This window comes from Leisingera sp. ANG-Vp, from assembly GCF_000813725.1.
Lineage (GTDB): Bacteria > Pseudomonadota > Alphaproteobacteria > Rhodobacterales > Rhodobacteraceae > Leisingera.
Genome location: NZ_JWLD01000001.1, coordinates 1 through 24,311 on the forward strand (window position 1 = coordinate 1; position 24,311 = coordinate 24,311).

At 64.4% G+C, this 24,311-nt stretch carries 22 protein-coding genes; 10 read left to right on the top strand and 12 right to left on the bottom strand.

Translation table 11 applies throughout. The features are described from left to right. Positions 1 to 3 precede the first annotated feature (3 nt). Positions 4 to 2,076 carry an acetate--CoA ligase family protein gene (locus tag RA20_RS00005; protein WP_206540083.1) on the bottom strand — a complete coding sequence of 691 codons (2,073 nt, stop codon included), beginning with the start codon at positions 2,074 to 2,076 and terminating at the stop codon, positions 4 to 6. A 4-nt stretch (positions 2,077 to 2,080) separates the two neighbouring features. Then, the gene (locus tag RA20_RS00010; RefSeq protein ID WP_039123509.1) at positions 2,081 to 2,896 is read right to left on the bottom strand and encodes an enoyl-CoA hydratase-related protein; all 816 of its coding nucleotides are present in this window, start codon (positions 2,894 to 2,896) and stop codon (positions 2,081 to 2,083) included. Between the two features lie 115 nt (positions 2,897 to 3,011). Here RA20_RS00010 and RA20_RS00015 point away from each other — a divergent pair, with 115 nt between their 5' ends. Continuing rightward, the gene (locus RA20_RS00015; protein WP_052248753.1) at positions 3,012 to 3,959 is read left to right on the top strand and encodes a LysR substrate-binding domain-containing protein; all 948 of its coding nucleotides are present in this window, start codon (positions 3,012 to 3,014) and stop codon (positions 3,957 to 3,959) included. 135 nt (positions 3,960 to 4,094) lie between these two features. Here RA20_RS00015 and RA20_RS00020 read toward each other — a convergent pair whose 3' ends face one another. From RA20_RS00020 to RA20_RS00045, 6 genes are all read right to left on the bottom strand, one after another. Further along, positions 4,095 to 4,862 carry an SDR family NAD(P)-dependent oxidoreductase gene (locus RA20_RS00020; RefSeq protein WP_039123510.1) on the bottom strand — a complete coding sequence of 256 codons (768 nt, stop codon included), beginning with the start codon at positions 4,860 to 4,862 and terminating at the stop codon, positions 4,095 to 4,097. Between the two features lie 13 nt (positions 4,863 to 4,875). Then, positions 4,876 to 6,060 (bottom strand): glycine C-acetyltransferase, encoded by a 1,185-nt coding sequence (locus RA20_RS00025; RefSeq protein ID WP_039123512.1) that lies wholly within the window; start codon positions 6,058 to 6,060, stop codon positions 4,876 to 4,878. A 12-nt stretch (positions 6,061 to 6,072) separates the two neighbouring features. After that, complete coding sequence (locus tag RA20_RS00030; RefSeq protein ID WP_039123513.1) at positions 6,073 to 7,365, bottom strand: TRAP transporter large permease; 1,293 nt, start codon at positions 7,363 to 7,365, stop codon at positions 6,073 to 6,075. Then, entirely contained in the window at positions 7,362 to 7,859 is a 498-nt protein-coding gene (locus tag RA20_RS00035; protein ID WP_039123514.1) for a TRAP transporter small permease, read from the bottom strand. The genes RA20_RS00030 and RA20_RS00035 overlap by 4 nt, the downstream gene beginning before the upstream one ends. A gap of 55 nt (positions 7,860 to 7,914) precedes the next feature. Next, positions 7,915 to 8,907, bottom strand: coding sequence for a TRAP transporter substrate-binding protein DctP (gene dctP, locus RA20_RS00040; RefSeq protein ID WP_039123515.1), 993 nt, complete (start codon positions 8,905 to 8,907; stop codon positions 7,915 to 7,917). A gap of 84 nt (positions 8,908 to 8,991) precedes the next feature. Next, positions 8,992 to 10,017 (bottom strand): proline racemase family protein, encoded by a 1,026-nt coding sequence (locus RA20_RS00045; protein ID WP_039123516.1) that lies wholly within the window; start codon positions 10,015 to 10,017, stop codon positions 8,992 to 8,994. Between the two features lie 99 nt (positions 10,018 to 10,116). Here RA20_RS00045 and RA20_RS00050 point away from each other — a divergent pair, with 99 nt between their 5' ends. The 4 genes from RA20_RS00050 to repC all read left to right on the top strand — a co-directional run bounded on the left by RA20_RS00050 (position 10,117) and on the right by repC (position 14,979). Then, on the top strand, positions 10,117 to 11,103 hold the full coding sequence (locus RA20_RS00050; protein WP_039123517.1) for a GlxA family transcriptional regulator: 987 nt from the start codon (positions 10,117 to 10,119) through the stop codon (positions 11,101 to 11,103). 250 nt (positions 11,104 to 11,353) lie between these two features. After that, the gene (gene repA, locus RA20_RS00055) at positions 11,354 to 12,541 is read left to right on the top strand and encodes a plasmid partitioning protein RepA (RefSeq protein WP_039123518.1); all 1,188 of its coding nucleotides are present in this window, start codon (positions 11,354 to 11,356) and stop codon (positions 12,539 to 12,541) included. After that, the gene (gene repB, locus RA20_RS00060) at positions 12,538 to 13,557 is read left to right on the top strand and encodes a plasmid partitioning protein RepB (RefSeq protein ID WP_039123519.1); all 1,020 of its coding nucleotides are present in this window, start codon (positions 12,538 to 12,540) and stop codon (positions 13,555 to 13,557) included. Before repA ends, repB begins: the two co-directional genes overlap by 4 nt. Positions 13,558 to 13,740: 183 nt before the next feature. Continuing rightward, positions 13,741 to 14,979, top strand: coding sequence for a plasmid replication protein RepC (repC, locus tag RA20_RS00065; protein ID WP_241482178.1), 1,239 nt, complete (start codon positions 13,741 to 13,743; stop codon positions 14,977 to 14,979). A gap of 296 nt (positions 14,980 to 15,275) precedes the next feature. Here repC and RA20_RS00070 read toward each other — a convergent pair whose 3' ends face one another. Beyond that, entirely contained in the window at positions 15,276 to 16,922 is a 1,647-nt protein-coding gene (locus RA20_RS00070; protein ID WP_039123522.1) for an ABC transporter substrate-binding protein, read from the bottom strand. A gap of 35 nt (positions 16,923 to 16,957) precedes the next feature. Then, positions 16,958 to 18,496: a sulfatase family protein gene (locus RA20_RS00075; protein ID WP_039123523.1), complete on the bottom strand. Its 1,539-nt coding sequence runs from the start codon at positions 18,494 to 18,496 to the stop codon at positions 16,958 to 16,960. Positions 18,497 to 18,592: 96 nt separating this feature from the next. Between RA20_RS00075 and RA20_RS00080 the strand changes: the two genes are divergently transcribed. Then, complete coding sequence (locus RA20_RS00080) at positions 18,593 to 19,504, top strand: LysR family transcriptional regulator (protein ID WP_241482179.1); 912 nt, start codon at positions 18,593 to 18,595, stop codon at positions 19,502 to 19,504. Positions 19,505 to 19,570: 66 nt separating this feature from the next. Here the strand turns inward: RA20_RS00080 and RA20_RS00085 are convergent, their stop codons facing one another. Further along, positions 19,571 to 20,194: a helix-turn-helix transcriptional regulator gene (locus RA20_RS00085; protein ID WP_052248754.1), complete on the bottom strand. Its 624-nt coding sequence runs from the start codon at positions 20,192 to 20,194 to the stop codon at positions 19,571 to 19,573. 139 nt (positions 20,195 to 20,333) lie between these two features. Here RA20_RS00085 and RA20_RS00090 point away from each other — a divergent pair, with 139 nt between their 5' ends. Both RA20_RS00090 and RA20_RS00095 read left to right on the top strand, forming a co-directional pair. Continuing rightward, a complete protein-coding gene (locus tag RA20_RS00090) occupies positions 20,334 to 20,858 on the top strand; it encodes a DUF4142 domain-containing protein (RefSeq protein ID WP_241482180.1) in 525 nt (174 codons plus the stop codon). After that, the gene (locus RA20_RS00095) at positions 20,849 to 21,181 is read left to right on the top strand and encodes a cupredoxin domain-containing protein (protein ID WP_039123527.1); all 333 of its coding nucleotides are present in this window, start codon (positions 20,849 to 20,851) and stop codon (positions 21,179 to 21,181) included. The genes RA20_RS00090 and RA20_RS00095 overlap by 10 nt, the downstream gene beginning before the upstream one ends. Here RA20_RS00095 and RA20_RS00100 read toward each other — a convergent pair. Then, positions 21,171 to 22,031 carry a response regulator transcription factor gene (locus RA20_RS00100; protein WP_082017865.1) on the bottom strand — a complete coding sequence of 287 codons (861 nt, stop codon included), beginning with the start codon at positions 22,029 to 22,031 and terminating at the stop codon, positions 21,171 to 21,173. The genes RA20_RS00095 and RA20_RS00100 overlap by 11 nt on opposite strands. A gap of 117 nt (positions 22,032 to 22,148) precedes the next feature. Here RA20_RS00100 and RA20_RS00105 point away from each other — a divergent pair, with 117 nt between their 5' ends. After that, complete coding sequence (locus tag RA20_RS00105) at positions 22,149 to 23,090, top strand: ornithine cyclodeaminase family protein (RefSeq protein WP_039123528.1); 942 nt, start codon at positions 22,149 to 22,151, stop codon at positions 23,088 to 23,090. 18 nt (positions 23,091 to 23,108) lie between these two features. Then, positions 23,109 to 24,233 carry an aminotransferase gene (locus tag RA20_RS00110; RefSeq protein WP_039123530.1) on the top strand — a complete coding sequence of 375 codons (1,125 nt, stop codon included), beginning with the start codon at positions 23,109 to 23,111 and terminating at the stop codon, positions 24,231 to 24,233. Positions 24,234 to 24,311 lie beyond the last annotated feature (78 nt).

Consider the following 24,311-nt stretch of genomic DNA (forward strand, 5'->3'; position numbering starts at 1 on the left):
CCTTCATTCCGCCCCCTCCCGGACAGCGTCCTGCGCAGGCACGATCAGCGCATCCACCGCCATTGCGCCGCTTTCCGTCACCATCACCGGGTTCACGTCGATCTCAGCCACCCGATCCCGCATCGCAGCACAGGCCACGGAAAACGCGCTCAAGGCTTGCGCCGCTGCCGCCATATCCCGCGGCGCATCGCCCCGCACCCCATCGATCAGCCTGGCCACCCGCAAGCGGCGGATCATCTTCTCGGCCTGCCCCGGCCCAAACGGCGCCCGGGCAAACTGGCGTTCATCAAACAGCTCCACCAGCGTGCCGCCCGGCGCCACCATCACCAGCGGCCCGAAATCCGGATCCATCACGCAGCCAAAGGCTAGCTCAACGCCTTTCGAGGCCTGTTTCTGCACCACCGCCCGCGGCCCCAGCCGCGCCGACAGCTCCGCATAAGCCGCCGCCAGCGCTGCCGCATCCCCAAGGTTGAGGACCACCCCGCCCAAGTCGCTCTTGTGGTCAATCCCAGCCTCGGCAGTTTTCAGAACCACCGGGAAGCCCAGGTCCTGACCCGCGGCAGCCACGCTTCCCGCGTCGCTGCACACCTGGCTGAGCGCGCCCGGCACGCCAAAGCCGGAGAGCACCTCCAAACTCGCCGCCTCATCCAGATGCGCGGGCAGCGCCTGCCCGAGAGGCACCTCAGGCGCGGTCTCAACCTCCACCTGCAAGCCATCGGCCCAGGCCTGAAACGCTTTCACCGCCTGCATCGCGGTTTCGGCCCCGTTCAGGCAGGGCACCCACGCTTCCGCCAGCGCCTCACCAATGCCGCGGTTATGGGTCTGGCCAAAGCTGGCATAGAAAAACACCGGCTTGTCCGTGCGTGCCCGCAGCTGCCTGGCGTGTTCCAGCAGCCCGGGCTCATAAACATAATCGTCGCGCAGATCCGCCTCGAACCCCAGCATCGACACCTCCGGCGCCTGCGCCAGAATATCGAGGCCCCGGTCAAACACCTTGGGGAACTCATCCGTCAGATCCGCCGCACAGTCGAGCGGGTTGGAGGGCTCCAGCTCCGGCGGCAAAGCCTCGCGCAGCGCGATGCGGGTCTTGCCGCTCAGCACCGCCAGCGGCGTGCCGGTCTCCGCCGCCAGATCCACCTGCATCTCGCGCAACCCGCCGCTGTCGGTCACCAGCCCGGCGCCGCCCGGCCCCGGAATGCGGCCCGAGGAGCACAACAGCGCCGTGTTCATCAGCGCATCGACCGTATCGACCGAGATCGCGCCGCATTCCTCGAACACCGCTTCATAAGCCGCATGGCTGCCCGCCAGCGCGCCCGTGTGCGAGCGCGCCAGCCGCGCGCTCTCCTCGGTGCGGCCCACCTTGCAGATCACCACCGGCTTGCCCGCCTCCCGCGCAAGCTTCAGCGCCTGCACCAGCCCTTCGGGGCTGCGGGCGCTCTCCATGAAAACCGCAATCGCCTTGGTGGTCTCGCGGCTGGCGGCATAGGCGATGTATTCATCCACCGTCGCGCCGATCTCCTGCCCCGGGGAGGCAACCAGATCGAAGCGGAAGCGCGGATCGTTCATCCCCAGCACGGTAAAGACGCTGCCGGAATGGGCAATCAGCGAGATCCCCCCGGCCTTCATGTGATCTGCCGGATAAAAACTGCCCACCAGCCCGGTTTGCGTGTTGATCACCCCCATGCCCGAGCCGCCGCAAATGGGCAGCCCGGCCTCAGCCGCAATATCCTTGAGCCGCGTCAGGATCGGCGTGCCATTGACCGTCTCACCCTGGCAGAGGTCGAACACCACCGCCGATTTCGCGCCCATCGCAATCGCATCCACCAGCGCCGCCTCCAGATTCGCGCCGCCGATCCCCAGCACCGCCACATCCGGCGCATGGTCCAGCTCCCGGATCGAGGACAGCGCCTGCCGCCCCGAAATCTCCCCGCCGCGCGGGTTGATGAAACTGATCCGCCCCTGAAACCCGCCGGACAATGCCGCCTCAGCCAGCCGCGCGCCAAAGGAGCCGGCCCGCGCCGAGGCGCCCACCACGGCCACCGAGCGGGCCTCGAACATCGGAGAAAGCCTGTGCATCATCTCAGCCCTTGAACTTGGGGTCGCGTTTTTCGGCAAAAGCCAGCGAGCCTTCGGTGAAATCCTCCGACCGGATCATCTGCTCGTAGATCGGCATATCGCTCCTGCCGACCCAGGCCCGGCGCACCGCCGCATGGCTTTCCTCAACCGAGCGGTGGCCATATTTGCGCATGTATTCCTTTAGCGCACCTGCAACCAAAGGCGCCCCTTGCGCAATCGTATCCGCCACCCCGCGGGCGTGTTCCATCAGCTGATCGACAGGCACCACATCACGCACCAATCCCCAATGTTTCGCCTCATCGGCATACATCTTGCGCCCCGTCAGGATCAGATCCATCGCCACATTCCACGGAATCCGGTGGTGCAGCTTCTGGATCGCGCCTGCATCAGGCAGGAAGCCGCGCTGCATCTCCGGCAGCCAGAAATAGGCATCCTCGGCGCAGATGATCACATCGCCCCCCAGCGCCAGCTCAAAGCCGCCGCCGATGGCGCCGCCCGCCAGCGCCACCACCACGGGTTTATAAAGATCGAAATACTCCGGCAATCCGCCCAGGCCGCCGGGGCCAAGGTCGAACCCCTGCTCCGCATCCGCGCTTTCGCCGGCGGCAAAGGCCTTCAGATCCCAGCCCGCCGAGAAAATGTTCTTCTCATTGCCAAGGCTCGACAGCAGCCCGACGCTGAGGCCCTCATCCTCGTTCAGCCGCTGAAACGCCGCATACATCTGGCGGCTCAGATCCAGATTGATCGCATTCACCGGCGGCCGGTTCATCGCCACTTCCAGCACACGGCCGCGCGTGTTCACCTCTATCAGCCCTGCCATATCGTCTCCCCTCATGCCTCCCGCGGGCTTCTGCCCCGCGCATTCCGCTTGATTTCAACGGCAAAGAGGCGGCAAGGGTAGAGAGAAAGCGATCATTCTATCATGAAGGAATTTCATGATGCATTACTGGAAGACCATCCCGCCGCTGAAGGCCCTGCTGGCGGTCGAGGCCGTGGCCCGGCTGCGCAGCTTCACCCGCGCCGGCGAAGAGCTGAACACCAGCCAGTCCGCCGTCAGCCACGCGGTGACCCAGGCAGAGGCTTTCCTGGAGACCAAACTGTTCGACCGCTCCGCCCGCCCCGTCGCGCTGACGGCGGAGGGCACCGAGTACATCGCCTCGCTCAGCACCTGCCTGGCGCAGCTCTCGGCCGACACCCAGGCTCTGCGCCGCCGCAGGGAAGACAACACACTGACGATCTCCTGCAACCTGGCTTACGGCAACTATTGGCTGCTGCCGCGGCTCAAAGGGTTTCACGCCGCGCACCCCGGCATCCAGGTCAATATGGTCACTGCCTTCCACGGGCTGTCCACGCTCGACCCCGGCATCGACGTCGCCATCCGCTTTGGCCGCGGCAGCTGGCCCGGCTGCCGCTCCCGGCTTTTGTTCCGCGAGCAGATCCTGCCGGTCGCCTCCCCGGGCTACCTCGAACAGGCGGGCGCTGCGCCGCACCCGCAGGACCTGCTGGCCCACACCCTGCTGCACGCCCGCTCCAACGACAAATCCTGGTACGACTGGGCGCAATGGTTTGCCTACTTCGGCGTCAGGCAAAGCGGTCCCCTGCCCGGCCCCGCCTTCGACAACCACCTGTTGATGATGCAAGCCGCTCTCAGCGGCCGCGGCATCGCGCTTGGATGGATCGGCACCGCCATCGACTTCCTGCAGGAGGGGCAGCTGGTGCCGGTCCTCGGCACGCCGGTGGTGCTGGAGGACGGCCTCTATGCCGTGGCCCGCGACCGGAGTTCCCCGCGCATTGCGGCTTTTCTGGACTGGTTCGGCAGTTACACCGAGACCGAGTTCCGGGCGCAGACGGAAGCGCACTGGCCTGGACAGATCGTCCCTTAGCCTTCCCCTTCCATGAAGAGCAAAGGGCTGCAGAGACCCGCGGAGTGGCGCTATTGCGCCGCCCCATGGGGGCGGGTCGGCGCAGCCCGGCCTGTCGGCCGGGCAAATGGCATCAATTGAGCGATAAATGCTGCATCAGCCGCTCTTAATCACCCCGGAGGCATCAAATCCGCCATCCACCGGCAAATTGACCCCGGTGATATAGCTCGACTGCGGCAGTGCCAGATAGACCGCCGCCGCGGCCACCTCCTCGGGCGTGCCGTAACGGTCCATCGGGATGCCCGCCAGATAGGCACGGCGGGTCTCGGCGTCGTGCATCTTCTTGACCAAAGCGGTCTCGATCCCGCCCGGCGCCAGCGCGTTCACCGTGACGCCATGCTTGGCCCATTCCATCGCCATCACCCGCATCATCGCCGACACCCCGCCCTTGGAGGCGCCATAGGCCGTGCGCCCGGTCCCGCCGCGCACCCCGGCCATCGAGGACATCGCGACAATCCGGCCATAGCCCTTTTCCACCATCACCCGGCCCGCCGCCTGCAGCATCAGGAAGCTGCCGGTGAGGTTCACGCCAATGATCCGCTCCCAGTTCTCCCGCGTGGTGTCCAGCACATGCTGCTCCAGCCCGATCCCGGCAAAATGCATCAGGATCTCCATGCCCTTGAACCGCTCCAGCGTGGCGGTGATCAGCGCGTCCACATCCGCAGCCTCGGCCACATTGGTGCGCAGGAACAAGGCCTCGGCCCCCTCCCCTTCCAGCTGCCGCACCGCGTCGGCGCCAGCCTCTTCATTCAGGTCGGCAATGACGATGTTCGCCCCCAGCTCGGCCAGCATCCAGACAGTGGCCAGGCCAATGCCGCTGGCGCCGCCGGTGACAATCGCTGTCTGCCCTTTCAATGAAAACATCTGCAGTCCTCCTTCAGGATATGACGCCCAGCTCGCGCCCCGCCTGGGCAAAAGCGGCAATGGCGCGGTCCAGCTCTTCGATCGAATGCGCCGCCGACATCTGGGTGCGGATGCGGTCCTGCTCCTTGGGCACCACCGGGAAAGAGAACGCCGCCACATAGACGCCCAGCTGCCGCAGCCGCGCGGCAAAATCCTGCGCCAGCTGCGGATCGCGCAGCATCAGCGGAATCACCGGATGCTCCCCCGGCAAAAGCTCGAACCCCAGCGCCGTCATCTCCCGGCGGAAATGCTCCGCGTTGCGCCGCAAGCGCGCCCGCAGCTCCGGCTCCTCCTCCAGGAGGTCCAGCACACGCAGGCTGGTCTGCGCAATCACCGGCGCCAGCGTGTTGGAGAACAGATAGGGCCGCGAGCGCTGCCGCAGCCAGTCCGCCACCTCCCGCCGTGCCGCCACATAGCCGCCGGAGGCCCCGCCCAGGGCCTTGCCCAGGGTGCCGGTCAGGATATCCACCCGGCCTTCCACGCGGCACAGCTCCGGCGTGCCGCGCCCGTGTTCGCCCAGAAATCCCACCGCGTGGCTGTCGTCCACCATCACCATGGCATCGTATTTCTCGGCCAAGTCGCAAATCTCCGGCAGCTTCGCGATATAGCCGTCCATCGAGAACACCCCGTCGGTGGCAATCAGCCGGTAGCGCGCGCCTTGCGCCTCTTGCAAACAGCGCTCCAGCTCCGCCATATCTGAATTCGCGTAGCGGAACCGCTGCGCCTTGCACAGCCGCACCCCGTCGATGATCGAGGCATGGTTCAGCGCATCCGAGATGACCGCATCCTCGGGCCCCAGCAATGTCTCGAACAGCCCGGTATTGGCGTCAAAGCAGCTTGGGAACAAAATGGTGTCCTCCATTCCCAGAAACCCGCTCAGCCGCGCCTCCAGCGCCTTGTGCGGGACCTGCGTGCCGCAGATGAACCGCACCGAGGACATGCCGAACCCGAACTGGTCCAGCGCCCCCTGCGCCGCCTCCACCAGCGCCGGATGGTTCGACAGGCCAAGGTAGTTGTTGGCGCAGAGGTTGATGCTGCGGCTGCCATCCTCCAGCACCACCTCGCCTTGCTGCGGCGAGGCAATCGGCTGCTCGCGCTTATACAGCCCTTCCGCCTTCAGCCCGTCCAGCCGCGCGGCGATATCCTGGTAAAACGTCATGTCATCCTGTCCTTAGTATCCGAGAACATAGTCCGGCAGCGCCAGCGCGACGTCCGGAATGTAGGTTGTGAGAAGCAGCGTCGGGATCCAGGCAAAGGCGATCATCAGCAGCGTCGGCTTCAGCATCGACTGCACGGATGTCTGCCCCACCCGCGCCCCCAGATAGAGCAGCGGCGCGGTTGGCGGAGTGATGTTGCCCATGCCCAGATTGACCCCGATGATGGCGGCAAACTGCACCGGATCGACGCCCAGATCCTGCACCACCGGCAGCAGCAGCGGCGCCGACAAAAGCACGCCCGAGACGTCGTCCATCAGCATCCCGATCGCCACCAGCACGATGTTGATCATCAACAGGATCACAATCGGGTTCTCCGACACCGAATAGATGAACTCCTGCGCCAGCGCCGGGATGTCCTCGAACACCAGCAGGCGGCTCACGATCATCACCATGAAGAACATCACCATCACCGCGCCGGTGGTGACACCGCTTTCAATCACCGCCTCCTTGAAGGTCTGCCAGTTGAGGCCGCGGTAGACCCAGAAGCCCACCGGCAGCGCATAAAACACCGCAATTGCCGCCGCCTCGGTCGGGGTCATCACCCCGCCGTAGATACCGCCCAGGATGATCACCGGCATCAAGAGCGCCGGGGTGGCAAAGGCGGTGCGGCGGCGGGTCTCAGCCATCAGCGACTGCGGCGCCCCCTCCAGCACGATCTCCCTGCGGGTCCGCATCAGCACCCAGTTCACCAGGCACAGCAGGGTGATCAGGATGATCCCCGGCACCACGGTGGCCAGAAAACACTTCAGCACCGACTGCCGCGTCACCCAGGCATAGATGATCTGGATCGAACTGGGCGGGATCAGCAGACCCAGCGGCGCCGCATTGGCGATCAGCGCTGCCGAGAACCCCTTGGGGTAGTTGTGCCGCTCCAGCCGCGGCAGCATCACCCCGCCGATGCAGGTGAGCGTTGCCGCCGCCGACCCGGAGATCGAGCCAAAAATGGCACTCGCCAGCACCGCCGCCGCCGACAGCCCGCCGCGGAAGCGCCCCAGGAACAAGGAGGCCATATCCACCAGCGGCTCCGCCAGCTTGCCCCGGTTCATGATTGCGCCGGACAGGATGAACAGCGGGATTGCCAAGAGCACGATGTTGTTCATCCGCCAATGGCCTGAGGACAGGAAATTGGCGATATCGGTCTCGGCCGCCCAGCCGAGGTACAAAAGCACCGCGCCAAAGGCAAAGGGCACCGGCAGCCCGATCACCAGCAGCAGGCACAGCAGGATGAAAACGATAGCCAGGGTCATGATGCAGCCTCCGGGCTGGCCGCACGGGCACCGCGCAGGGTCTGCAGCCCGTTCAGCAGCGCATGCAGGGTCATCAGCACAAACCCCGCGGCAATGAAGAACCGCGGCACCGCCAGCGGGATCTTGTAAACGGTGGTGGCGGGGATGTTCGGCCAGCGGGCAAATTCGTTCAGAAACATGCGCACCGCGAAATAGGTCAGCCCGGCCAGGATCAGCGCCTCCACCAGCTGGATCACACCGGAATAGACCTGCCGCCCGCGCGGCGTTCGGATCATTTCCAGAATGATATCGGCCTTGATGTGGCTGTCGGTTTTCGAAGCCAGCGCGCCCCCTGCAAAATACAACAGAAAGGCCACGATCAGCGCCCATTCCTCATAGGCAAACAGATCACTTTCAAAGACATAGCGCATCAGCACCACCACCAGGAACACCGAGGCCAGAAACAGGCTGCAGGTAAACACGATGGCGCGCTCCAGTTTGACCAGAAGGTCCATGGGCTCCCCCTCCGCAAGGGCGCCGGGGCAGGCCCAAGCCCGCCCCGGCACATCATCAGTTCAGGTCGGCCTTGATCGAGTCGAGCAGCGCCTTGCCCAGCTTGTCCTCCAGCACCGGCCAGACGGTCTCGCGCACATGCGCTGCCAGCGCCGCGCGCTCGGCGTCGGAAATGCCCACCACCTCGATGTTCTTTTCACCCAGCCGCCCGATGTATTCGGCATCAACGCTCTTGCTCAGCGCAAAGGACTTGGCCGAGGCCTTGGCAAAGGCGTCCGCAATCACCTGCTGCTGATCGGCGCTCAAACCGTCCCAGGTGTTCTGATTGATGTAAAAGGCAGTGTTTTCGACAAAGGCGTTATAGGGGGTGAAGTATTTCACGCTGTCTCCGAACACGGTGTAATTCGACTCGGCAGTGCCGCCGATCACACCCTCGATCACGCCTTGCTGGATCGCCGGAACCACATCGCCCCAGTTCATCGTGGTGGTCTTGAAGCCGATCGCCTGTGCCGTCAGCCGGCCCACGTCAGCGCTCCACACCCGGATGTTCAGATCCTTGTCCCCGGTGCCGCCCGCATCAGCCGGCGCCTTGGTCGAACCCACGCCGATAAACCCTTCGGCAAAGACGCCCAGCAGTTTCATGCCCTGCGCTGCGATATGCTCGTCATAGATGCCATAGAAGGCAGAGCCTGCCGAATAGACCTTCTCCATCTCTTCGTAGTTGCTGACCAGATAGGGCAGCGAGTTGATTTCCAGCACCGGGTCCTTGTGGCTGTAGATGAAGGTATGGCCGATATCGATCACCCCTGCGGCAACGTCATCAAACACCACCTCGCCATTGCCCAGCTGGCCGGCCGGGAACAGCTTAATCTCGACGCCGACGCCGGCGCCTTCGATTTCGGCGATGGTTTCCTTCAGCACCTTGGTGGCGTTGTGGTCGACCGGGTGCTGCCCCGCCAGGCGCAGTTTCACATCGGCGGCCGCCGCGCCGGTGGCCGTCATCAGCACCAGCGCCGCAGCACCCAGTTTAAGTCCGGTAAAGAGTTTCATTGCATATCCTCCCAAGTTAGTGCCGGAAAATGAGGGGTAAGCCCCGGGCTGCTGCACCGGCGGCGGCAGCCGGGGCACAGGGGGTCAGCGGGGCGCCGCTGTGCCCCAGGTATCGGAAAGCGTGTAGCCCAGCGGGAACGGGTCAGAGGGATGCACTCCAAGCACATGGCGGCCATAGATCCAGGCCCGCCCGGCAACCTGCGGCAGGAGCGCCTCCCGCCCGCCGCAGGTGGTTGTCCCGGTGATCTTTGCGGTGAATTCGCCGCCGATGATCGAACACGACGACACCGTATCCGCCAGACTGATCTCCCCCCGCGCCAGCATCACCGCCAGCCGTGCGGAGGTTCCCGTGCCGCAGGGCGAGCGGTCGATGCGGCCCGGGTGAATGATCGTCGCATTGCGGATCGACGCCCCCTGCCCCGCGATGAACATCGGGTATTCCACCCGGTTGAAGGCATCGACCTCCGGATGCTGCACTTTGATCTGCTCCGCGGCTGCAGCCTGAATGCGCGCGCCCAGCTCCACCAGGTCCCGCGCCTCGTCCGGGGCAATCGCAAACCCCAGCTCCTCGGCTCGGATCAGCGCGAAATAGCAGCCGCCAAAGGCCACATCGGTCTTGATGGTGCCCAGGCCCGCCACTTCCAGCGGATGGTCGAAATGCTCGGCAAAGCTCACCGGCATTGCAATCTGCACCCGCTCCACCTTCTTGCCGTCCCAGAACGCGGTTGCCTTGATCAGCCCCGCAGGCGTGTCCAGCGGCACCACCGCCTCCGGCCCCTCGGCCTGCACCAGCCCGCTCTCCAAAAGCGCCGTCACCACGCACATGGTGTTGGAGCCGGACATCGCATGCGCCCCGTCCGCCTGCAGCGGGATAAAGCCATACTCCGCCTCCGCCCGGCAGGAGCGCTGCAGCAGGTTGATCGTCATCTGCGCCGCCCCGCGTGGCTCATAGAGGCACTGCTTCAGCAGGCTGTCGTCGGTGGTGTTGATGTACCCCATCTTCTCCACCAGCGTCTCACCGGGAATCTCCGGCGCGCCGGAGACGATCACCCGCCCGACCTCGCCTTCCGCATGCACGCCGAGAAGTTCGATTTCCCGCTCAAGTTCCATAAAACCGCCTTCGCTGTCAGATCCTGTTTGAGACAGGAAATTCCAGATTCCGGCAGGTAAAACTTGAATGATATGTTCATTTACTTGTAAAAACTGCGCATGACCGCCCCCCGCAAGCCCGAGGTGACCTTTGCGCTCACCATGACGCCGACCTTTTCGGTGCTGGCGCTCAGCGCTTTTGTCGACACCCTGCGCCACGCCGCTGACGACAATAACCGCAACCGGCAGATCTATTGCGGCTGGCAGATCTGCGGCCCCGACCGCAGCCCGATCCGCGCCAGCGCCGGCATCGACGTCACCCCAGACACCACCTTCACCGAGATGCAGGACCCCGACTACCTGATCGCCATCGGCGCGCTGATGCCCACCATCGACGACGTGCCGCAGGAGACGCTCGACTACATGCGCGCCTTCCACGCCCGCGGCGGCACCGTCATCGGCCTCTGCACCGGCAGTTTCATCCTCGGCCAGGCCGGGCTGCTCAAGGGCCGCAAGGCCGTGGTCCACCACCGCCACCGCCGCGATTTCCTGTCCCGCTACCCGGACGTGCAGATCACCAGCCGCGACATCCACGTCCGCGACGGCCGCGTCATCACCTGCCCCGGCGGCACCGCCTCCATCGACCTGGCAATCTCCCTGCTCACTCCGAAACTGGGCCGCCAGCGCGCATTGAAAGGCCTGGTCGAGATGAGCGTCGACCGCCACCGCCAGGCCACCGAAATGGCCATCACCCCGCTCAGCAAGTTCGACAGCCACGCCGACCGCCGCATCCGCATGGCGATCCAGCTGATGCGCGAGAACCTCAGCCAGCCCCTCACCACCGGCGAGATCGCGGACAGCCTCGGCGTCAGCCCCTCGCAGCTCTCCCGCGTGTTCCAGACGGAAACCGGCCGCAGCCCTGCCCGCTTCCGCCGCGCCCTGCAGATGGAACAGGCCCGCTGGCAGCTGGTCAACACCAGCCTGTCGCTCACGCAGATCGCCATGGAAACCGGGTTTTCAGACCTCGCCCATTTCTCCCGCGCCTTCTCGGCAATCTACGGCGCTCCGCCGCGCGACTTCCGCAAACAGCTGCGCGCGCGCGAGTAACCGCGGCGCCGATTTTACGTTAAAAGGGTGAAATCAGACCCTAACAGGGCCATATTGCTCTCAGGCCACAATGCTGCGCAAACAGCCGCAGCCTGCTTCCGCTGACCGGTCAAGTATAGAAAACACTTGCACGAATCCGCCTGTTTCGCCAATAGTCACGAAAAAGAGGCGGTAAACGCCAATTTCCGTGAACACGCTGCAGCAATACGAACTGCGCAGACCCACGGATATACATACGGGCAGCGAGCAGATGGATACTACACACACTCCCGAGGACCTCAACGCGGTAATCCGCCAGCATTCCGAATGGATTGCGGCGCAGCTGCATGCGCAGCGCGAGAGCCTGTTTCCGCCCAACGCCTCGAAAACCATGCGGAAATTCACCTCCGGCGAGGCCGCGGCCCTGCTGGGCGTGAATGATTCCTACCTGCGCAAGCTGCATCTGGACGGCAAGGGCCCCTCGCCCGAGCTGACCCCCGGCAACCGCCGCCAGTACACTGCCGACGACATCCAGGAATTGCGCGAACTGCTGGAAAAAACCGCCCGCAAGCCCGGCGACTATCTGCCCGGCCGCCGTGATGGCGACAAGATGCAGGTCATCGGGGTGATGAATTTCAAGGGCGGCTCGGGCAAGACCACCTCCTCCGCCCATCTGGCGCAGCGTCTGGCGCTCAAGGGCTACCGGGTGCTGGCCATCGACCTCGACCCGCAGGCCTCGCTGACCGCGCTGCACGGGGTGCAGCCGGAGTTTGACCTGCAGGACGGCGGCACGCTGTATGACGCGATCCGCTATGACGATCCGGCCCCGATCCAATCGGTGATCCGCAAGACCTATATCCCGAATCTCGACCTCATCCCCGGCAACCTCGAACTGATGGAGTTTGAGCACGACACCCCCCGGGCGCTGGCCCAGGGCAGCGCCGGATTGTTCTTTTTCCGGGTAAAAGAGGCTCTAACACAGGTGGATTCGGACTATGACGTGGTGGTCATCGACTGCCCGCCGCAGCTCGGCTTCCTCACCATGTCGGCGCTTTCCGCCGCCACCGGGGTGCTGGTCACCATCCACCCGGAAATGCTCGACGTGATGTCGATGTCGCAATTCCTGCGCATGACCGCCGACCTGATGGACGTGATCGCGGAATCCGGCGCCGATATGAGCCACGACTGGATGCGCTATCTGCTGACACGCTACGAACCCTCGGACGCGCCGCAGAACCGCATCGTTGCCTTCCTGCGCACCATGTACGGCGACAAGGTGCTGAACGCGCCGATGCTGAAGTCCACCGCAATCTCCGACGCAGGGCTCACAAAACAGACTCTATACGAGGTCGAACGCAGTGCCTTCACCCGCTCGACCTATGACCGCGCCGTCGAAAGCCTGAACGCGGTCAACGACGAGATCAGCCAGCTCATTCAGGAAACCTGGGGGCGCACATGAGCAACAGCAAGAAATCCCGCCTGTCGATGCTCGACAGCCTGGCCGCCGCCGGCGCGCCGATGGCCTCCCCTGGCCCGGCGACCTCGATGATGACCAGCAACCGCGCCCTGCGCTCGGCCCGCGACGCGGTGGACTCGCACCGGGTCTGGGAGCTGGAGCCGCATCAGATCGAAGACACCAGGATCAACGACCGGCTCGACCCGTCGGACGTCATCGACCTGCGCGACGCGATTGAGACCAACGGCCAGACTGTGCCGATCCTGGTGCGCCGCCACCCGTCGGAACCGGACCGCTACCTGCTGGTCTACGGCCGCCGCCGGCTGGAGGCGATCCGCTCCTCCGACAAGGTTGCGAAGATCCGCGCCCTGGTTGCCAATCTCGACGATGACGCCGCGGTGCGCGCCCAGATCTCCGAAAACATGGCCCGGCGCGACCTCACCTTCATCGAAAAGGCCCTGTTTGCGCAGGAGCTGGTCGAGAACGGCTTTGGCAACCAGTCGCAGGTGGCCGAGGTGCTGACCGTCACCAAATCCTCGGTCTCCATGGCCATCGCCATTGCCGAGGCCGTCGGCCCGGAGCTCGCCCGCGCCATCGGCCCCGCCCAGGGCATCGGCCGCCCGCGCTGGGACACGCTCGCCAAGGCCATCGAGGAAACCGGCGCCGACCGCGACGCCCTGATCCGGATTGCCGAAGCTGAGTACAGCAATTTCGCAGTGGAAGCGGTGGTCGAAGGCTCTGAGGCCGCAGCGGCGGATCCCTCGCTGCTGGCCTTTGAAGCCGTTTTCAAGGCCGCAGTCCCCTCCCCTGCCCCGCAGGCCGCCAAACCGGCAAAGAAGGTGCTGCAAGGGGCGCAGAAACTGACCATCGGCGGCAAACGCGGTGCCACCCTGCGCCGCTCCGCCAAGGGTTTGAACCTGGAGCTTCCCGGCGGCGAGTTTGCCGACTGGTTCGAGGCCGAGGCCCAGACCCTGATCGAAGAGCTTCACGCCCGCTGGCAAGAACGGGTGGAAGGTTAAATGAAAACAATAACTTAAGGAGGCACAGAGCAGACTAAAAAAGAAGGCCCCGCAAAGCCGGAGCTCCACGAGACCTACTTGTTTCTAGCACTCTCAAGTTAGTGGCCGGAGCCCATAACCGCAAGTCCAAAGCGATTCGCGGGCCGCTCTTTTTTTGTCTTTCGTGATGATGACATGGGATACATGCCCCTCACGCCTTTCGGGCGAACGGTGGAGGCTGTCCTGCTGCACCAGCAGGCCGCCACCGAACGGGCCATTGCGCCTGCTGCGGTGAACAAATGGGATGTGCTGCGCGAACTCGCCGCCGCACGTAAGCACTACGGCCTGAATGACCGCGACCTTACGGTGTTGCAGGCGCTGCTCAGCTTCCTGCCCGGCAAGATGATCGAACCCTCCGCCGGCTCCCCGGTGGTGCATCCGGCAAACCAGACCATCTGCGAGCGGCTGAACGGCATGCCCTGCTCCTCCATGCGCCGCCATCTGGCCAAGCTGGTTTCCGCCGGCCTTCTGATCCGCCGCGACAGCCCGAACGGCAAACGCTACGTGCGCCGTTATGGCGGGGAGCGGGTGGCCTATGGGTTCGACCTCTCCCCCCTCGCCCGCCGCTTTGCCGAAATCTCGGACGCGGCGGAAGCTGAGCGCGCCCTTCAGGCCCGTATCAAACAGCTGCGCGAAACCGTCAGCCTGATGCGCCGGGATCTTGCCAATCTTGCGCTTCTGGGTGAGGCGGAGCATCCGGACGTGCCCCACTGGACCCGCTTCCAGGACTGCGCCGTGCTCACCGCCCGTTCCCTGCGCCGCAAGCTTGGTTTGGACGAACTGCAGCTGATCGCCTCGGGTCTGGAACAGATGCTGACCGAGGTAAAAACCCTTTTAGAGCCTGTTTTGACCGAAGAACTGAGCACCAGTGACAGTCAAATTGAGCAGCACTATCAGAATTCAAAGAAAGACTCTTATGAATCTGAACAGGCGGCTATGGCTGCGCACGGATCTGAAACCATACCGCAAAAGGACATGGCATATGCTGAGAAGGCCTCAGCGCAGATCCTGCCGGACCACACAGTTTCTAACCAAACCCCAAGGAGCACCCCAACGGAACCGAACATCTCTCTCCGCCTGATCCTGGCATCCTGCGGAGAAATCCGAAGCTATGCCGAAGGCGGAATCACAAATTGGTCCAGCCTCCAGCGCGCCGCGGATACCGTGCGGCCCATGATGGGAATCTCTTCCCAGGTCTGGGAGGAGGCCAAGCGCGCCATGGGGGCAGCTGAAGCCTCGGTTGTGGTGGCTGCTATGCTGGAACGGTTTGGCGATATCCGTTCTCCCAGTGCTTATCTGCGGAGCCTCAGTGCCAAGGCTTTGGCCGGGACGTTCTCCAGCGGGCCGATGGTGGTCGCGCTCTCCCGCCGGGCGGCAGCGTGAGGAGTTCACAGCTGTGAACTTTGGCTGGTTGCGGCTGTGAACAGGGCCTGCGGTCTGAGAACTTTGCTTCGGAGCACAGTAGCCTTGCGGGCTTAACAACTACAAAGCGGTGCGTCCGGTGCCAACGCAACAGGTGGGGCGCCGAGGCTTGAGAGCGGTGATAACGGAGTTTTTGCAGGCAGATCAGAGCGAGGGAACGGCTCTTGATCCAAACCCCCTGCCCGGGTTTTCACGAGGCCCGGAGTAAAGTCCGGGGTCTTTGGGCCAGCCGCGATGACTGGCCCAGAGAAAGAGACTTAGATCCAGCCCATCTTATAGTGATGGTGGTCAAAGGAGAGATGCTGGCCGCAGCCGGCAAGGCCAGGACGGTGGTGGCGGTAAAGCGCGCGCCAATAAGGCTGAATGGCGACGCCCTCATCCTGGATCAGCTTCTGGATCTTGGCCATGACTGCGCGGCGTTTGCCGGCATCAGCAATGGCCAGGGCCTCGTCCAGCAGTGCGTCAAACTCCGGGTTGTCCCAGCCAAACTCGTTCCAGGCCTCGCCTGAGCGGTACGCCACGGTCAGGATCTGCACCGCCAGCGCGCGGTGGTTCCAGTTGGTGGCTGAAAACGGGTATTTGGTCCAGTCGTTCCAGAATGTCGAGCCGGGCAGCACCGTTCGTTTTACCTTGATGCCTGCATCGCGCAGCTGGGCCGCCACGGCATCGCAGGTGTTGCGGCGCCAGTCGTCGTCGATCGAGATCAGCTCATGCTCGAAGTCTCCCATGCCGGCCTCGTCCATCAGCGCCTTGGCCTTTTCCGGGTTCACCTCCAGCGGCGGCAGTACGGCATAGGCCGGATGCACCGGGGAGACGTGGTGGTTTTCGGCGGGCGCACCGAGATTGTTGTAGCCCAGTTCCAGGCAGACCTTGTTGTCGACGGCTAATGCAAGCGCCTTGCGGACGCGGACGTCGGCATAGGGTTTGACGCCGTTTATCTCGGCCTGCTGGTTGGGGCGGATCACCAGGGTTGAGGCGGTCACAACTTCGGACTTCTCCAGGCCGAGATCGTCGAGGATCGAGATGTATTCGCCGACCGATTCATGCAGCATGTCGACTTCCTCGGATTCCAGCGCCGCCAGCCAGGACGAGGGATCGGTGCCGAAGTCGAGATACTCGATGCGGTCGAGGTAGGGGCCGCCGTAGACCTCGGTGCCCCACCAGGTGAAATCCGCCTTGCGTTCGAGGATGCAGTTCACGCCGACCTGATGCTCGGCAATCACGTAAGGGCCGGTGCCGATGTTGTTCAGCAGGTCGGCGGTGTCGAAATTGGCGTGGATGATCTGCGCCGGGTAGTCGGCCATCGCCGGGATCAGCGAGATGTCAGGGCGGGGCAGGGTGAGTTTTACTGTCAGGTCATCGGCCACAGTGATGGCGCCGGGAAGGGCCTTGCCGCTGTCCTTGTCGACCAGGGTGGCCATTCGGCCGGCCATGGAGTTGCCCTCGACGGATTTGTCGCACCAGCCTTCGATATTGCGGGCGACGTCGGCGGCGGTGAAGGGATCGCCGTTGTGCCAGGTGACGCCGGGGCGGACGTGCAGGGTGTATTCGGTGGCGCTGTCGTTCACCTCCCAGCTTTCCAGCAGCATGCCGCGGAAGGAGCCGTCGTTGTTGTACTCGACCAGGTACTCAAAGGTGCCGCGGGTGATGTTGCCGATCTGCGACCAGTCGTAGACGCGGGGCTCCTTGAGGCCTTTCACGTCCATCTGGATACGCAGGGTGCCGCCCTGCTGGGGCACGGTTTCGGCGCGGGCCGGGGCGGCTGCTCCGATCAGCCCGTAGGCAGCCGTGGCACTAACGCCAAGCGCGGTGGCGCGGGACAGGAATTCGCGGCGGCTGAGCTTGCCGCCTTGAACTTCGGCGGCGTGCATGCGGGCCGCGGGGTGGATGTGGGGATGGGTCATTCTGGTCTCCCTGGAGTGATCTTGGCCTGCGCGCATCAGTAGGTCGCAAGCGATGGGCCGCCGGCCTGGGAGGCAGGCGGGAATTCGCGGGTGAGCTGCTCGGTAAACTGTTGTTTTTGTTTGGTATAGTCCGGATGAAAGTAAAGATTTACGTGTTCGCCCGGATCAGAGGCGAGGTGGAACATCTCGCCCCAGTCCGGATTTTCCGGATAAAGGGTGAAACGCCAGTCCGCGCTGAGCAGGGTCTGGTTGTAAGTGTCCATGCGGGTGCGCGGGTGGTACTCGGCATAGAAGGTCTCGCGGCCCGGTGTTTCGGGCGCGGGCAGCATGGGCTGGAAGGATTTCCCGTCTGTGTTCTGTTGGGGCAGGGCGAGGTGGTCCTGCAGCGTGGCACGCAGATCCAAGTGGCTGGTGATGCCGTTTCGCTCGCCGGGGGCGACGCCCGGTCCGGCCATGATCAGCGGCACATGCAAAAGCGGCCGGTAGGGGGAGGGGCCCTTGCGGATCAGCCCGTGATCGCCCAGCAGCTCGCCGTGATCGGAGGTGAAAATGATCAGGGTGTCCCCGGTCAGGCCCTGGGCGTCAAGCTGGGCGAGGATGCGTCCGATGCCGTCGTCGATCATCGAGACCATGCCGTAGGTATGGGCGATGGCCTGGCGCAGGGAGGCGTCGGAGAAGCGTTTGGTGGTCTGCATGAAGCCCTGCTCGCGCGGGGGGCCAGGGTTGCGCAGGAAGTCGACATAGCTGCTGGCGGCTTCCTCGCGGTCGTTGTCGAGGATGTAGGAGGGCATCGCCGCCAGTTCGTCCGGGACTTGGGCAGGGGCAGGGACCTCGGCGGGGTCGTACATGTCGCACCAGGGTGCGGGCGGTGAGAAGGGGTGATGCGGGTCAGGGTAGGAGACGAAGAGGAAGAAGGGCGCGTCGCCGGTTTGGTTCTGCAGGAAATGGCAGGCGCGGTCGGTGATCCAGCTGTTGTAGTGGAGCTCGGCCGGGATGGCGGACTTCCAGACCTCGTCCATGTCTTCGGGGGGCTGCTCCAGCGCGTTTTCGGGGAGGTAAAGCGCGGCGGCTTCGGGGGCGGTTTCACGCAGCCAGTTGGCGTAGTGGCCGCCTTCGGTGGCGCTGACGGATTCGCCGATCAGGATGTCGACGGAGTCAAAGCCGTAGAAGGGGCCGGTCCAGCCCGCGCTTTGCGGCAGATCCCAAAAGGCGTTGCTGTCGGGCATTTCGTGTTCGGCGCCTGCGAGGATGGGCTGGAAGTGGAACTTGCCCGCGCCGTGGGTGCGGTAGCCGGCCGCCTTCAGGTCATGGGTGATCAGCGGCAGGTCCTGGGGCAGGGCAACGCCGTTGCGGGTGAGGCCGGGGTGGCGGGCGAACAGACCGGAGAACAGGGTCGAGCGGCTGGGCGAGCAGATCTGATGCGGGGTGAAATGATTGCGGAACACAGCGCCGCGGGCGGCGAGGGCGTCGATCTGCGGGGTCTGCACAACCGGGTTGCCGGTGCAGCCAAGGCTGTCGGCGCGCTGCTGGTCGGTCATGATCAGGATGACATTCGGAGGCGTGGGGGGCGGCATAGGGGTCCTCTGCGGTTGCGGCGCAGGGACGGTAGCGGGCCAAAGAGATTTGGAAAAATACTATGTTTTTCCCATGATATTCGTAAAGTGAATATCATGTTCAGTCAGAAGCAGCTCGAAGTGTTCCGCGCGGTGATGTCCACCGGCTCTGTCTCCGCCGCCGGGCGGCGGCTGAACCTGTCGCAGCCAAGCGTCAGCCGGATCCTGGGCGATCTGGAGCGGCAGTTCGGGGTGCCGCTGTTTCAGCGCAAGAGCAAGGGCGTGCATCCGACGCCGGAGGCGGAGGCGTTTCTGGAGGAGGTGGAGCGGAACTATCTGGTGCTGTCGAACCTCGAGGAGGCGGCGGCGCAGATTGCCCGCAAGGAGCGCGGCACGCTGTCGATTGCCACCATCACCGCCGCCTCGCTGGAAATCGTGCCGAGGGCGCTGGAGCGGCTGGGGGTGCGGGAGAAACAGATCAAGGTGTCCTGGCAGGTGAAATCCTCGAAATGGGTGCTGGATTTTGCCCGCTCGGGGACGCTGAAAACCGGCTTTGCCAATGTGCTGCATATGCCGACCGGAATGCATCTGCTGTTTGAAGGCGCGGTGCCGCATATGGTGTTTGCGCCGGAGGGGCATGAGCTGGCCGGAGAGGCCGGGCCGCTGCTGTTGAGGGAGCTGCGCGGCGCGCCGCTGATCGGTCTGTTGGGGCAGGTGGCGGATGAGCTGGCGTTGCGCAATATAGGCTCTAATGCAGGGGCTCCGATGACGGCGGAGACCTCGCTGGCGGCGCTGACGCTGTCGCAGCATTGCGGCGGTCTGCCAGTGGTCGACGCCTTTACCGCGCATTACTGGCAGCAGCGTCATGGAGGGGCAGCGCGCATTGTGCCGGACCTGCCGGCCTACCGGTTTGCGGTGTTTGAGCCGCTGGGCAGCCGGGCGTCGATGATCGACCGGGAATTCCAGGCCTGCCTGATTGATGAAATCAAGCGGATCATGAGCTGGGTTGAGGCACAAACCCTAAGTTAGAGCCTGATTCCGGCGATCTCTTAGGCCGGGCCAGCACGCAATTCGGCCCGCTGGGCCATGACTTGTTCAGTCCTTGCGGAAGGCAAACCGGCACCGCTGGCCGCCCCTGACGATGCATTCGCGATGCTCGACCTGGCAGCCGGAGAGCCCGCGCAGCAGGGTGAGGTCCATTTCACAGACTTCCGGGTGCTCCTCTGCCACATCGTGAAAGACGCAATTGTGCGCAGCAATAACGGGGAGGCTGCCGGGTTCGGCGTCCTCCAGCGAGGCTTCATAGCCGAGACTGGCCAAGGCAGCACTGATTTCGCGGATCTTGTCTTCGGCGGACAGGCCGGCCAAGTCCTCCTGCAAGCCTGCGGCAAGGGTCCGGCCCAGATCCTGCAGCAGGGCCTTGGTTTCGTCTGTGCCCAGCCGGTCCTTGACCGCACTCACCAGCAGCGTGGCGATCAGCGAATAGGATTGCTTGAAGGTGGCCTGGCCCTTGCGGGTCAGCCGGTAGGTCTGGCCGGGGCGGCCCTTGGTTTTTTCCACCCGGTGGCTGGTGATCAGCCCGTCGCGCTCCAGCGTTTTGACATGCTGGTAGGTGGCGTTGCGGGAAATCTCCAGGCTTTGCGACAGGGCGTCGATATTGGCGCCCTCGGGCCGGTAGAGCAGGGTTTTCAGAATGGCAGACTGACTGGTTCCAAGCATCCGGAGCACTTTCCTGTGAGTGGGCAACACCTAGTGTGATCGCCGGTTTGACGCAACTTTGTAATTTAAGTAATTAACAAAGAGTGCAAAGAATCGCATGGCGGGTCCTTGCACCTGATTGATTGAAAGGGAGAGAGCTGTGAAACACCTGAAAATGACCGCCTTGGCGGCGGCCTGCGCGGCGGCAACGGCTGCTGGCGCCAGCGACAAGATGAATGATCTGGAGATTGCGCATACGGCCTATACCGCCGGGGCAATTGATATCCGTTATGCGCATCTGGCGCTGGCGGTGTCCGAAAGCCCGGAGGTGCGGGAGTTTGCCGCCGTCATGCTGCGCGACCATACGGCGGTGAACGAGGCCGCGGGCGGGCTGGTGGCCGAGCTGAATGTGACGCCGCAGGACAACGACCTGTCGCGGGCCCTGGTTTCGGGTGCCGCGGAGAAGCGGGCAGAGCTGGCCGGTCTGTCGGGCAAGGATTTCGACTGTGCCTATGCCGCCAACGAGCTGGCCTATCACCAGCTGGTCAACAAGACGCTGGAAGAGAGCTTTATCCCCTGGGCAACCGTGCCGCAGCTCAAGGAACTGCTGGGCGAGGGGCTGGTGACGTTCCAGGCGCATGAAAAACATGCGGAAAACATGGTGGCGGCGCTGCAATGCGGCTGAACCGGCGGGGCTTCGGCCTGTCCCTGACGGCCGCAGCTATGCTGCAGGCCGGGCAGGGGCGGGCTGCGGGAGCGGAGCATGCCGTGACCATCCGGCGGTTCACCTTCAGCCCGGCTGAGCTGGTGATCCGGCCGGGGGACCGGGTGGTCTGGGAAAACAGGGACTCGGCCCCGCATACGGCGACGGGCCGGGACGGCGGCTGGGACACTGGAGAGATCGTCAAGGGCGCGCAGGCCGGGGTGGTGTTTGAGCGGGAAGGGCGGTTTGAGTACCTCTGCGCCTATCATCCGCATATGACGGCGGTTGTGACCGTCAGGCGCTGACCGGCGGTCCGGCCGGGCGGGGGAAGCAGGGGCAGAAGGGGCAGCCGGGGGCCCTCTGCCATTCCAGGAAGGCGTTGAACAGCTGCTGCTGGGTGCTGATGCCCAGTTTGGCATAGGCGTTCCTGCGGGGGGTTTTGACGGTGGGCAGGGCGATGCCCAGGGTCAGGCTGATCGACAGGCTGGAGTGGCCCTTGAGAACCATCTGCACCACCTCCGCCTCGCGCGGGGAGAGGATGGCGCGGGCAAAATCCCTCAGCGTGCGGTCCGGATCAGCGGTTTCCGGAGCCACAGCCTCGCGGGACCAGAGCTGGCGGAAGGCGGCAGCGAAGAGGGGCAGGAAGGGGCGCAGGCGCTCCAGCAGATCGTCCGGGTAGCCGCCTTGGGCGGCGGGACGGGCAAAGCTGATCTCGCCCATGGCGCCTTCGGGCAGTTCCGCCAGCAGCGTGAGTTCCACCAGGCCCGCAGGCCAGCCGGGGGTGCGGTAGCCGATCTCCTCGGCGTCTTCGACCAGGATGCCGGGGGTTTCCGGCGCCGGGTTCCAGTTGTCGGGTGCGAGATCCGCCATCCGGTAAAGCCCGGGCTGCAGCCCGTCGAGGATGGCGTTGTAGACCGGGTTCAAGAGGTAGGTGCTGCGGGCGTAAAGCTGCACCGCGTCCTTGGCGGCGCCTTGCGGGTAGGTGTCTGCCAGGTACTGCGGGCGCTGGCCGGGGCGGTTCACCACGCAGAAGGCGGGGGAAAAGGGCAGCGGGGGGGGGGGGGCGGCAATCAGCTCAGCCGCGCCGCCGCTGCCGCCGATGACGCGGGCCAGCGCGCTGTTCGCGGTTTCGATGTCAGTGCCCTGATAGTCCACATCATCCTCCTGGTTCCGGCGGCATAACATGGCGGTGCGGCGGGCGCATCATCCTTGAGGATGATGGCGCGGGGTGCGGGGGCTCCTTAGGGTCGCGGGCAAAGAAGGAAATTGCCGATGACGACTCCCCCGATTGTTTTGGATGCCGAAGCCGTGGCGCGGCTGCTGCCGCAGGTCGATGTGCTGCAGGAGATGCGGGCGCTGTTTGCTGAACTGGGCCGCGGCGAGGCGATGCAGCCGGCGCAGACGCTGACCTTGTTTCCCGAAGGGCAGGGGGATTTCATCACCTATCTGGGCGCCGGGGGCGGTTCGTTTGGTGCGAAGCTGTCGCCTTATCTGGTGCGCGAGGGCGGGCCGGTGATCACCGCCTGGACGGTGTTGATGTCAATGGAGACAGGCCAGCCGCTGATGCTGTGCGACTCCGGGCGGCTGACCACCGAGCGCACCGCAGCCACAACTGCGCTGGCAGTGGATCTGCTTGCTAGGCAAGACGTGAAAACTGTGGCGGTCATCGGCTCTGGAGCTGTGGCGCAGGCGCATTGGCGGCATGTGCAGGGCTTGCGCGGCTGGCAGAAAGTGCGGGTCTTTTCGCCGGGGCTGGGCGCCGATGCGGACAAGCAGGCCGCCTGGCGCGGGATCTGTCCGGATGTGGCGTTTGCCGTCAGTGCGGAAGAGGCGGCGCGTGAGGCGGATGTGGTGATGCTGTGCACCTCTTCCGGTACGCCGGTTCTGGACACCGCGGCGGTGGCGCCGGGGGCGCTGGTCACCTCGATCAGCACCAATGTTGCCCAGGCGCATGAGATCGCGCCCGCGTTCCTGGCCTCGGCGCAGGTCTATTGCGATTACCGTGAGACCACGCCGGCAAGTGCCGGTGAGATGGTGCTGGCGGCGCGGGATCATGGCTGGAGCGCGGAACAGCTCCGGGGTGATCTGGCGGGGCTGGCCGCCGGAACATGTGAGGGGCCGGAGCCTGAGCAGCCGGTGTTCTTCCGCTCGATCGGGCTAGGGCTGGAAGACATCGCCATCGCCAATGCCATCTACCGCGCCGCAAGCGCTTGAGAGACAGGAGAGAGACCCATGCATATCGAACCTTTCGGCGTCGAAATCTGGATGAACGAGTGGGAGACCAAATGCGAATGGAACCTCGCCGAAACCTGCGTTGAGAGCCTGACGATTGAGGAGCTTCTGCAGCTGGCGGGGAGAAACTCCGCCGATCTGTCCGAGCTGTTGGCGATGAAAATGACCTATGGCGCCATCGAGGGATCGGACCGGCTGCGCAATGCGATTTCGGCTCTGTACAAGGGGCAGAGCCCGGAAAATGTCATCGTCACCCATGGCACCATCGGCGCCAATATGCTGGTGCACAAAGCGCTGGTTGAGCGCGGCGACCGCGTGGTGGCGGTGGTGCCGACCTATCAGCAGCATTACTCGATTCCCGCGAGCATCGGTGCGGATGTGCATCAGCTGCGCCTGCGCGAGGAGAACGGGTTTCTGCCCGACCTGGAGGAGCTGCGGGCGCTGGTGACGCCGGAGACAAAGCTGATTGCGATCAACAACCCCAACAACCCGACCGGCGCGCTGATGGACCGGGCGATGCTGGAGGAAATCGCGGCCATTGCCAGCGAAGCCGGCGTCTGGATCCTCTGCGATGAGGTTTACCGCGGCACCGATCAGGACGGGGACGGGATGACCGCCTCAATCGCGGATATTTATGAGAAGGGCATTTCTACCGCCGGCATGTCCAAGGCCTATTCGCTGGCCGGGCTGCGGCTGGGGTGGATTGCCGCGCCTGCTGAGGTGATCGAGGCGGTATCCATTCACCGCGATTACGACACCATCTCGGTGGGGATGATCGACGACCATTTTGCAGCGCTGGCATTGGAGAACCGGGAGGCCGTTCTGGCGCGCAGCCAGCGGATCACCCGCGGCAACCTGGCAATCCTGGAAGCGTGGGTGGAACAGGAGCCGCGGATCTCCTGGGTGAAGCCGCGGTCCGGCACCACGGCGCTGCTGAAATATGATCTGCCGATGAGTTCGCGGGAGTTCTGCGTGGCGCTGCTGCAGGAGACCGGGGTGATGTTCACGCCGGGGTCGGCCCTGGGTATGGAGGGCTATGTGCGGATTGGCTATGCCAACGGGCCGGAGGTTCTGAAACAGGGGCTGGGGCGTGTTTCGGCGTTTCTGGCGGCACAGAAGCAGTGAGGCCTGCGGCCCGCTAAGCTGCAACAAAACATGAGAAATTGAACAGCGCCGGAGGTCTCCGGCGCTGTTTTTGCTATA

What these genes read in the sequence shown, in the direction of transcription:
- RA20_RS00005 (WP_206540083.1), bottom strand. Translation starts at nt 2,076, where the DNA reads ATGCACAGGCTTTCTCCGATGTTCGAGGCCCGCTCGGTGGCCGTGGTG.
- RA20_RS00010 (WP_039123509.1), bottom strand. Translation starts at nt 2,896, where the DNA reads ATGGCAGGGCTGATAGAGGTGAACACGCGCGGCCGTGTGCTGGAAGTG.
- RA20_RS00015 (WP_052248753.1), top strand. Translation starts at nt 3,012, where the DNA reads ATGATGCATTACTGGAAGACCATCCCGCCGCTGAAGGCCCTGCTGGCG.
- RA20_RS00020 (WP_039123510.1), bottom strand. Translation starts at nt 4,862, where the DNA reads ATGTTTTCATTGAAAGGGCAGACAGCGATTGTCACCGGCGGCGCCAGC.
- RA20_RS00025 (WP_039123512.1), bottom strand. Translation starts at nt 6,060, where the DNA reads ATGACGTTTTACCAGGATATCGCCGCGCGGCTGGACGGGCTGAAGGCG.
- RA20_RS00030 (WP_039123513.1), bottom strand. Translation starts at nt 7,365, where the DNA reads ATGACCCTGGCTATCGTTTTCATCCTGCTGTGCCTGCTGCTGGTGATC.
- RA20_RS00035 (WP_039123514.1), bottom strand. Translation starts at nt 7,859, where the DNA reads ATGGACCTTCTGGTCAAACTGGAGCGCGCCATCGTGTTTACCTGCAGC.
- dctP (WP_039123515.1), bottom strand. Translation starts at nt 8,907, where the DNA reads ATGAAACTCTTTACCGGACTTAAACTGGGTGCTGCGGCGCTGGTGCTG.
- RA20_RS00045 (WP_039123516.1), bottom strand. Translation starts at nt 10,017, where the DNA reads ATGGAACTTGAGCGGGAAATCGAACTTCTCGGCGTGCATGCGGAAGGC.
- RA20_RS00050 (WP_039123517.1), top strand. Translation starts at nt 10,117, where the DNA reads ATGACCGCCCCCCGCAAGCCCGAGGTGACCTTTGCGCTCACCATGACG.
- repA (WP_039123518.1), top strand. Translation starts at nt 11,354, where the DNA reads ATGGATACTACACACACTCCCGAGGACCTCAACGCGGTAATCCGCCAG.
- repB (WP_039123519.1), top strand. Translation starts at nt 12,538, where the DNA reads ATGAGCAACAGCAAGAAATCCCGCCTGTCGATGCTCGACAGCCTGGCC.
- repC (WP_241482178.1), top strand. Translation starts at nt 13,741, where the DNA reads ATGCCCCTCACGCCTTTCGGGCGAACGGTGGAGGCTGTCCTGCTGCAC.
- RA20_RS00070 (WP_039123522.1), bottom strand. Translation starts at nt 16,922, where the DNA reads ATGACCCATCCCCACATCCACCCCGCGGCCCGCATGCACGCCGCCGAA.
- RA20_RS00075 (WP_039123523.1), bottom strand. Translation starts at nt 18,496, where the DNA reads ATGCCGCCCCCCACGCCTCCGAATGTCATCCTGATCATGACCGACCAG.
- RA20_RS00080 (WP_241482179.1), top strand. Translation starts at nt 18,593, where the DNA reads ATGTTCAGTCAGAAGCAGCTCGAAGTGTTCCGCGCGGTGATGTCCACC.
- RA20_RS00085 (WP_052248754.1), bottom strand. Translation starts at nt 20,194, where the DNA reads ATGCTTGGAACCAGTCAGTCTGCCATTCTGAAAACCCTGCTCTACCGG.
- RA20_RS00095 (WP_039123527.1), top strand. Translation starts at nt 20,849, where the DNA reads ATGCGGCTGAACCGGCGGGGCTTCGGCCTGTCCCTGACGGCCGCAGCT.
- RA20_RS00105 (WP_039123528.1), top strand. Translation starts at nt 22,149, where the DNA reads ATGACGACTCCCCCGATTGTTTTGGATGCCGAAGCCGTGGCGCGGCTG.
- RA20_RS00110 (WP_039123530.1), top strand. Translation starts at nt 23,109, where the DNA reads ATGCATATCGAACCTTTCGGCGTCGAAATCTGGATGAACGAGTGGGAG.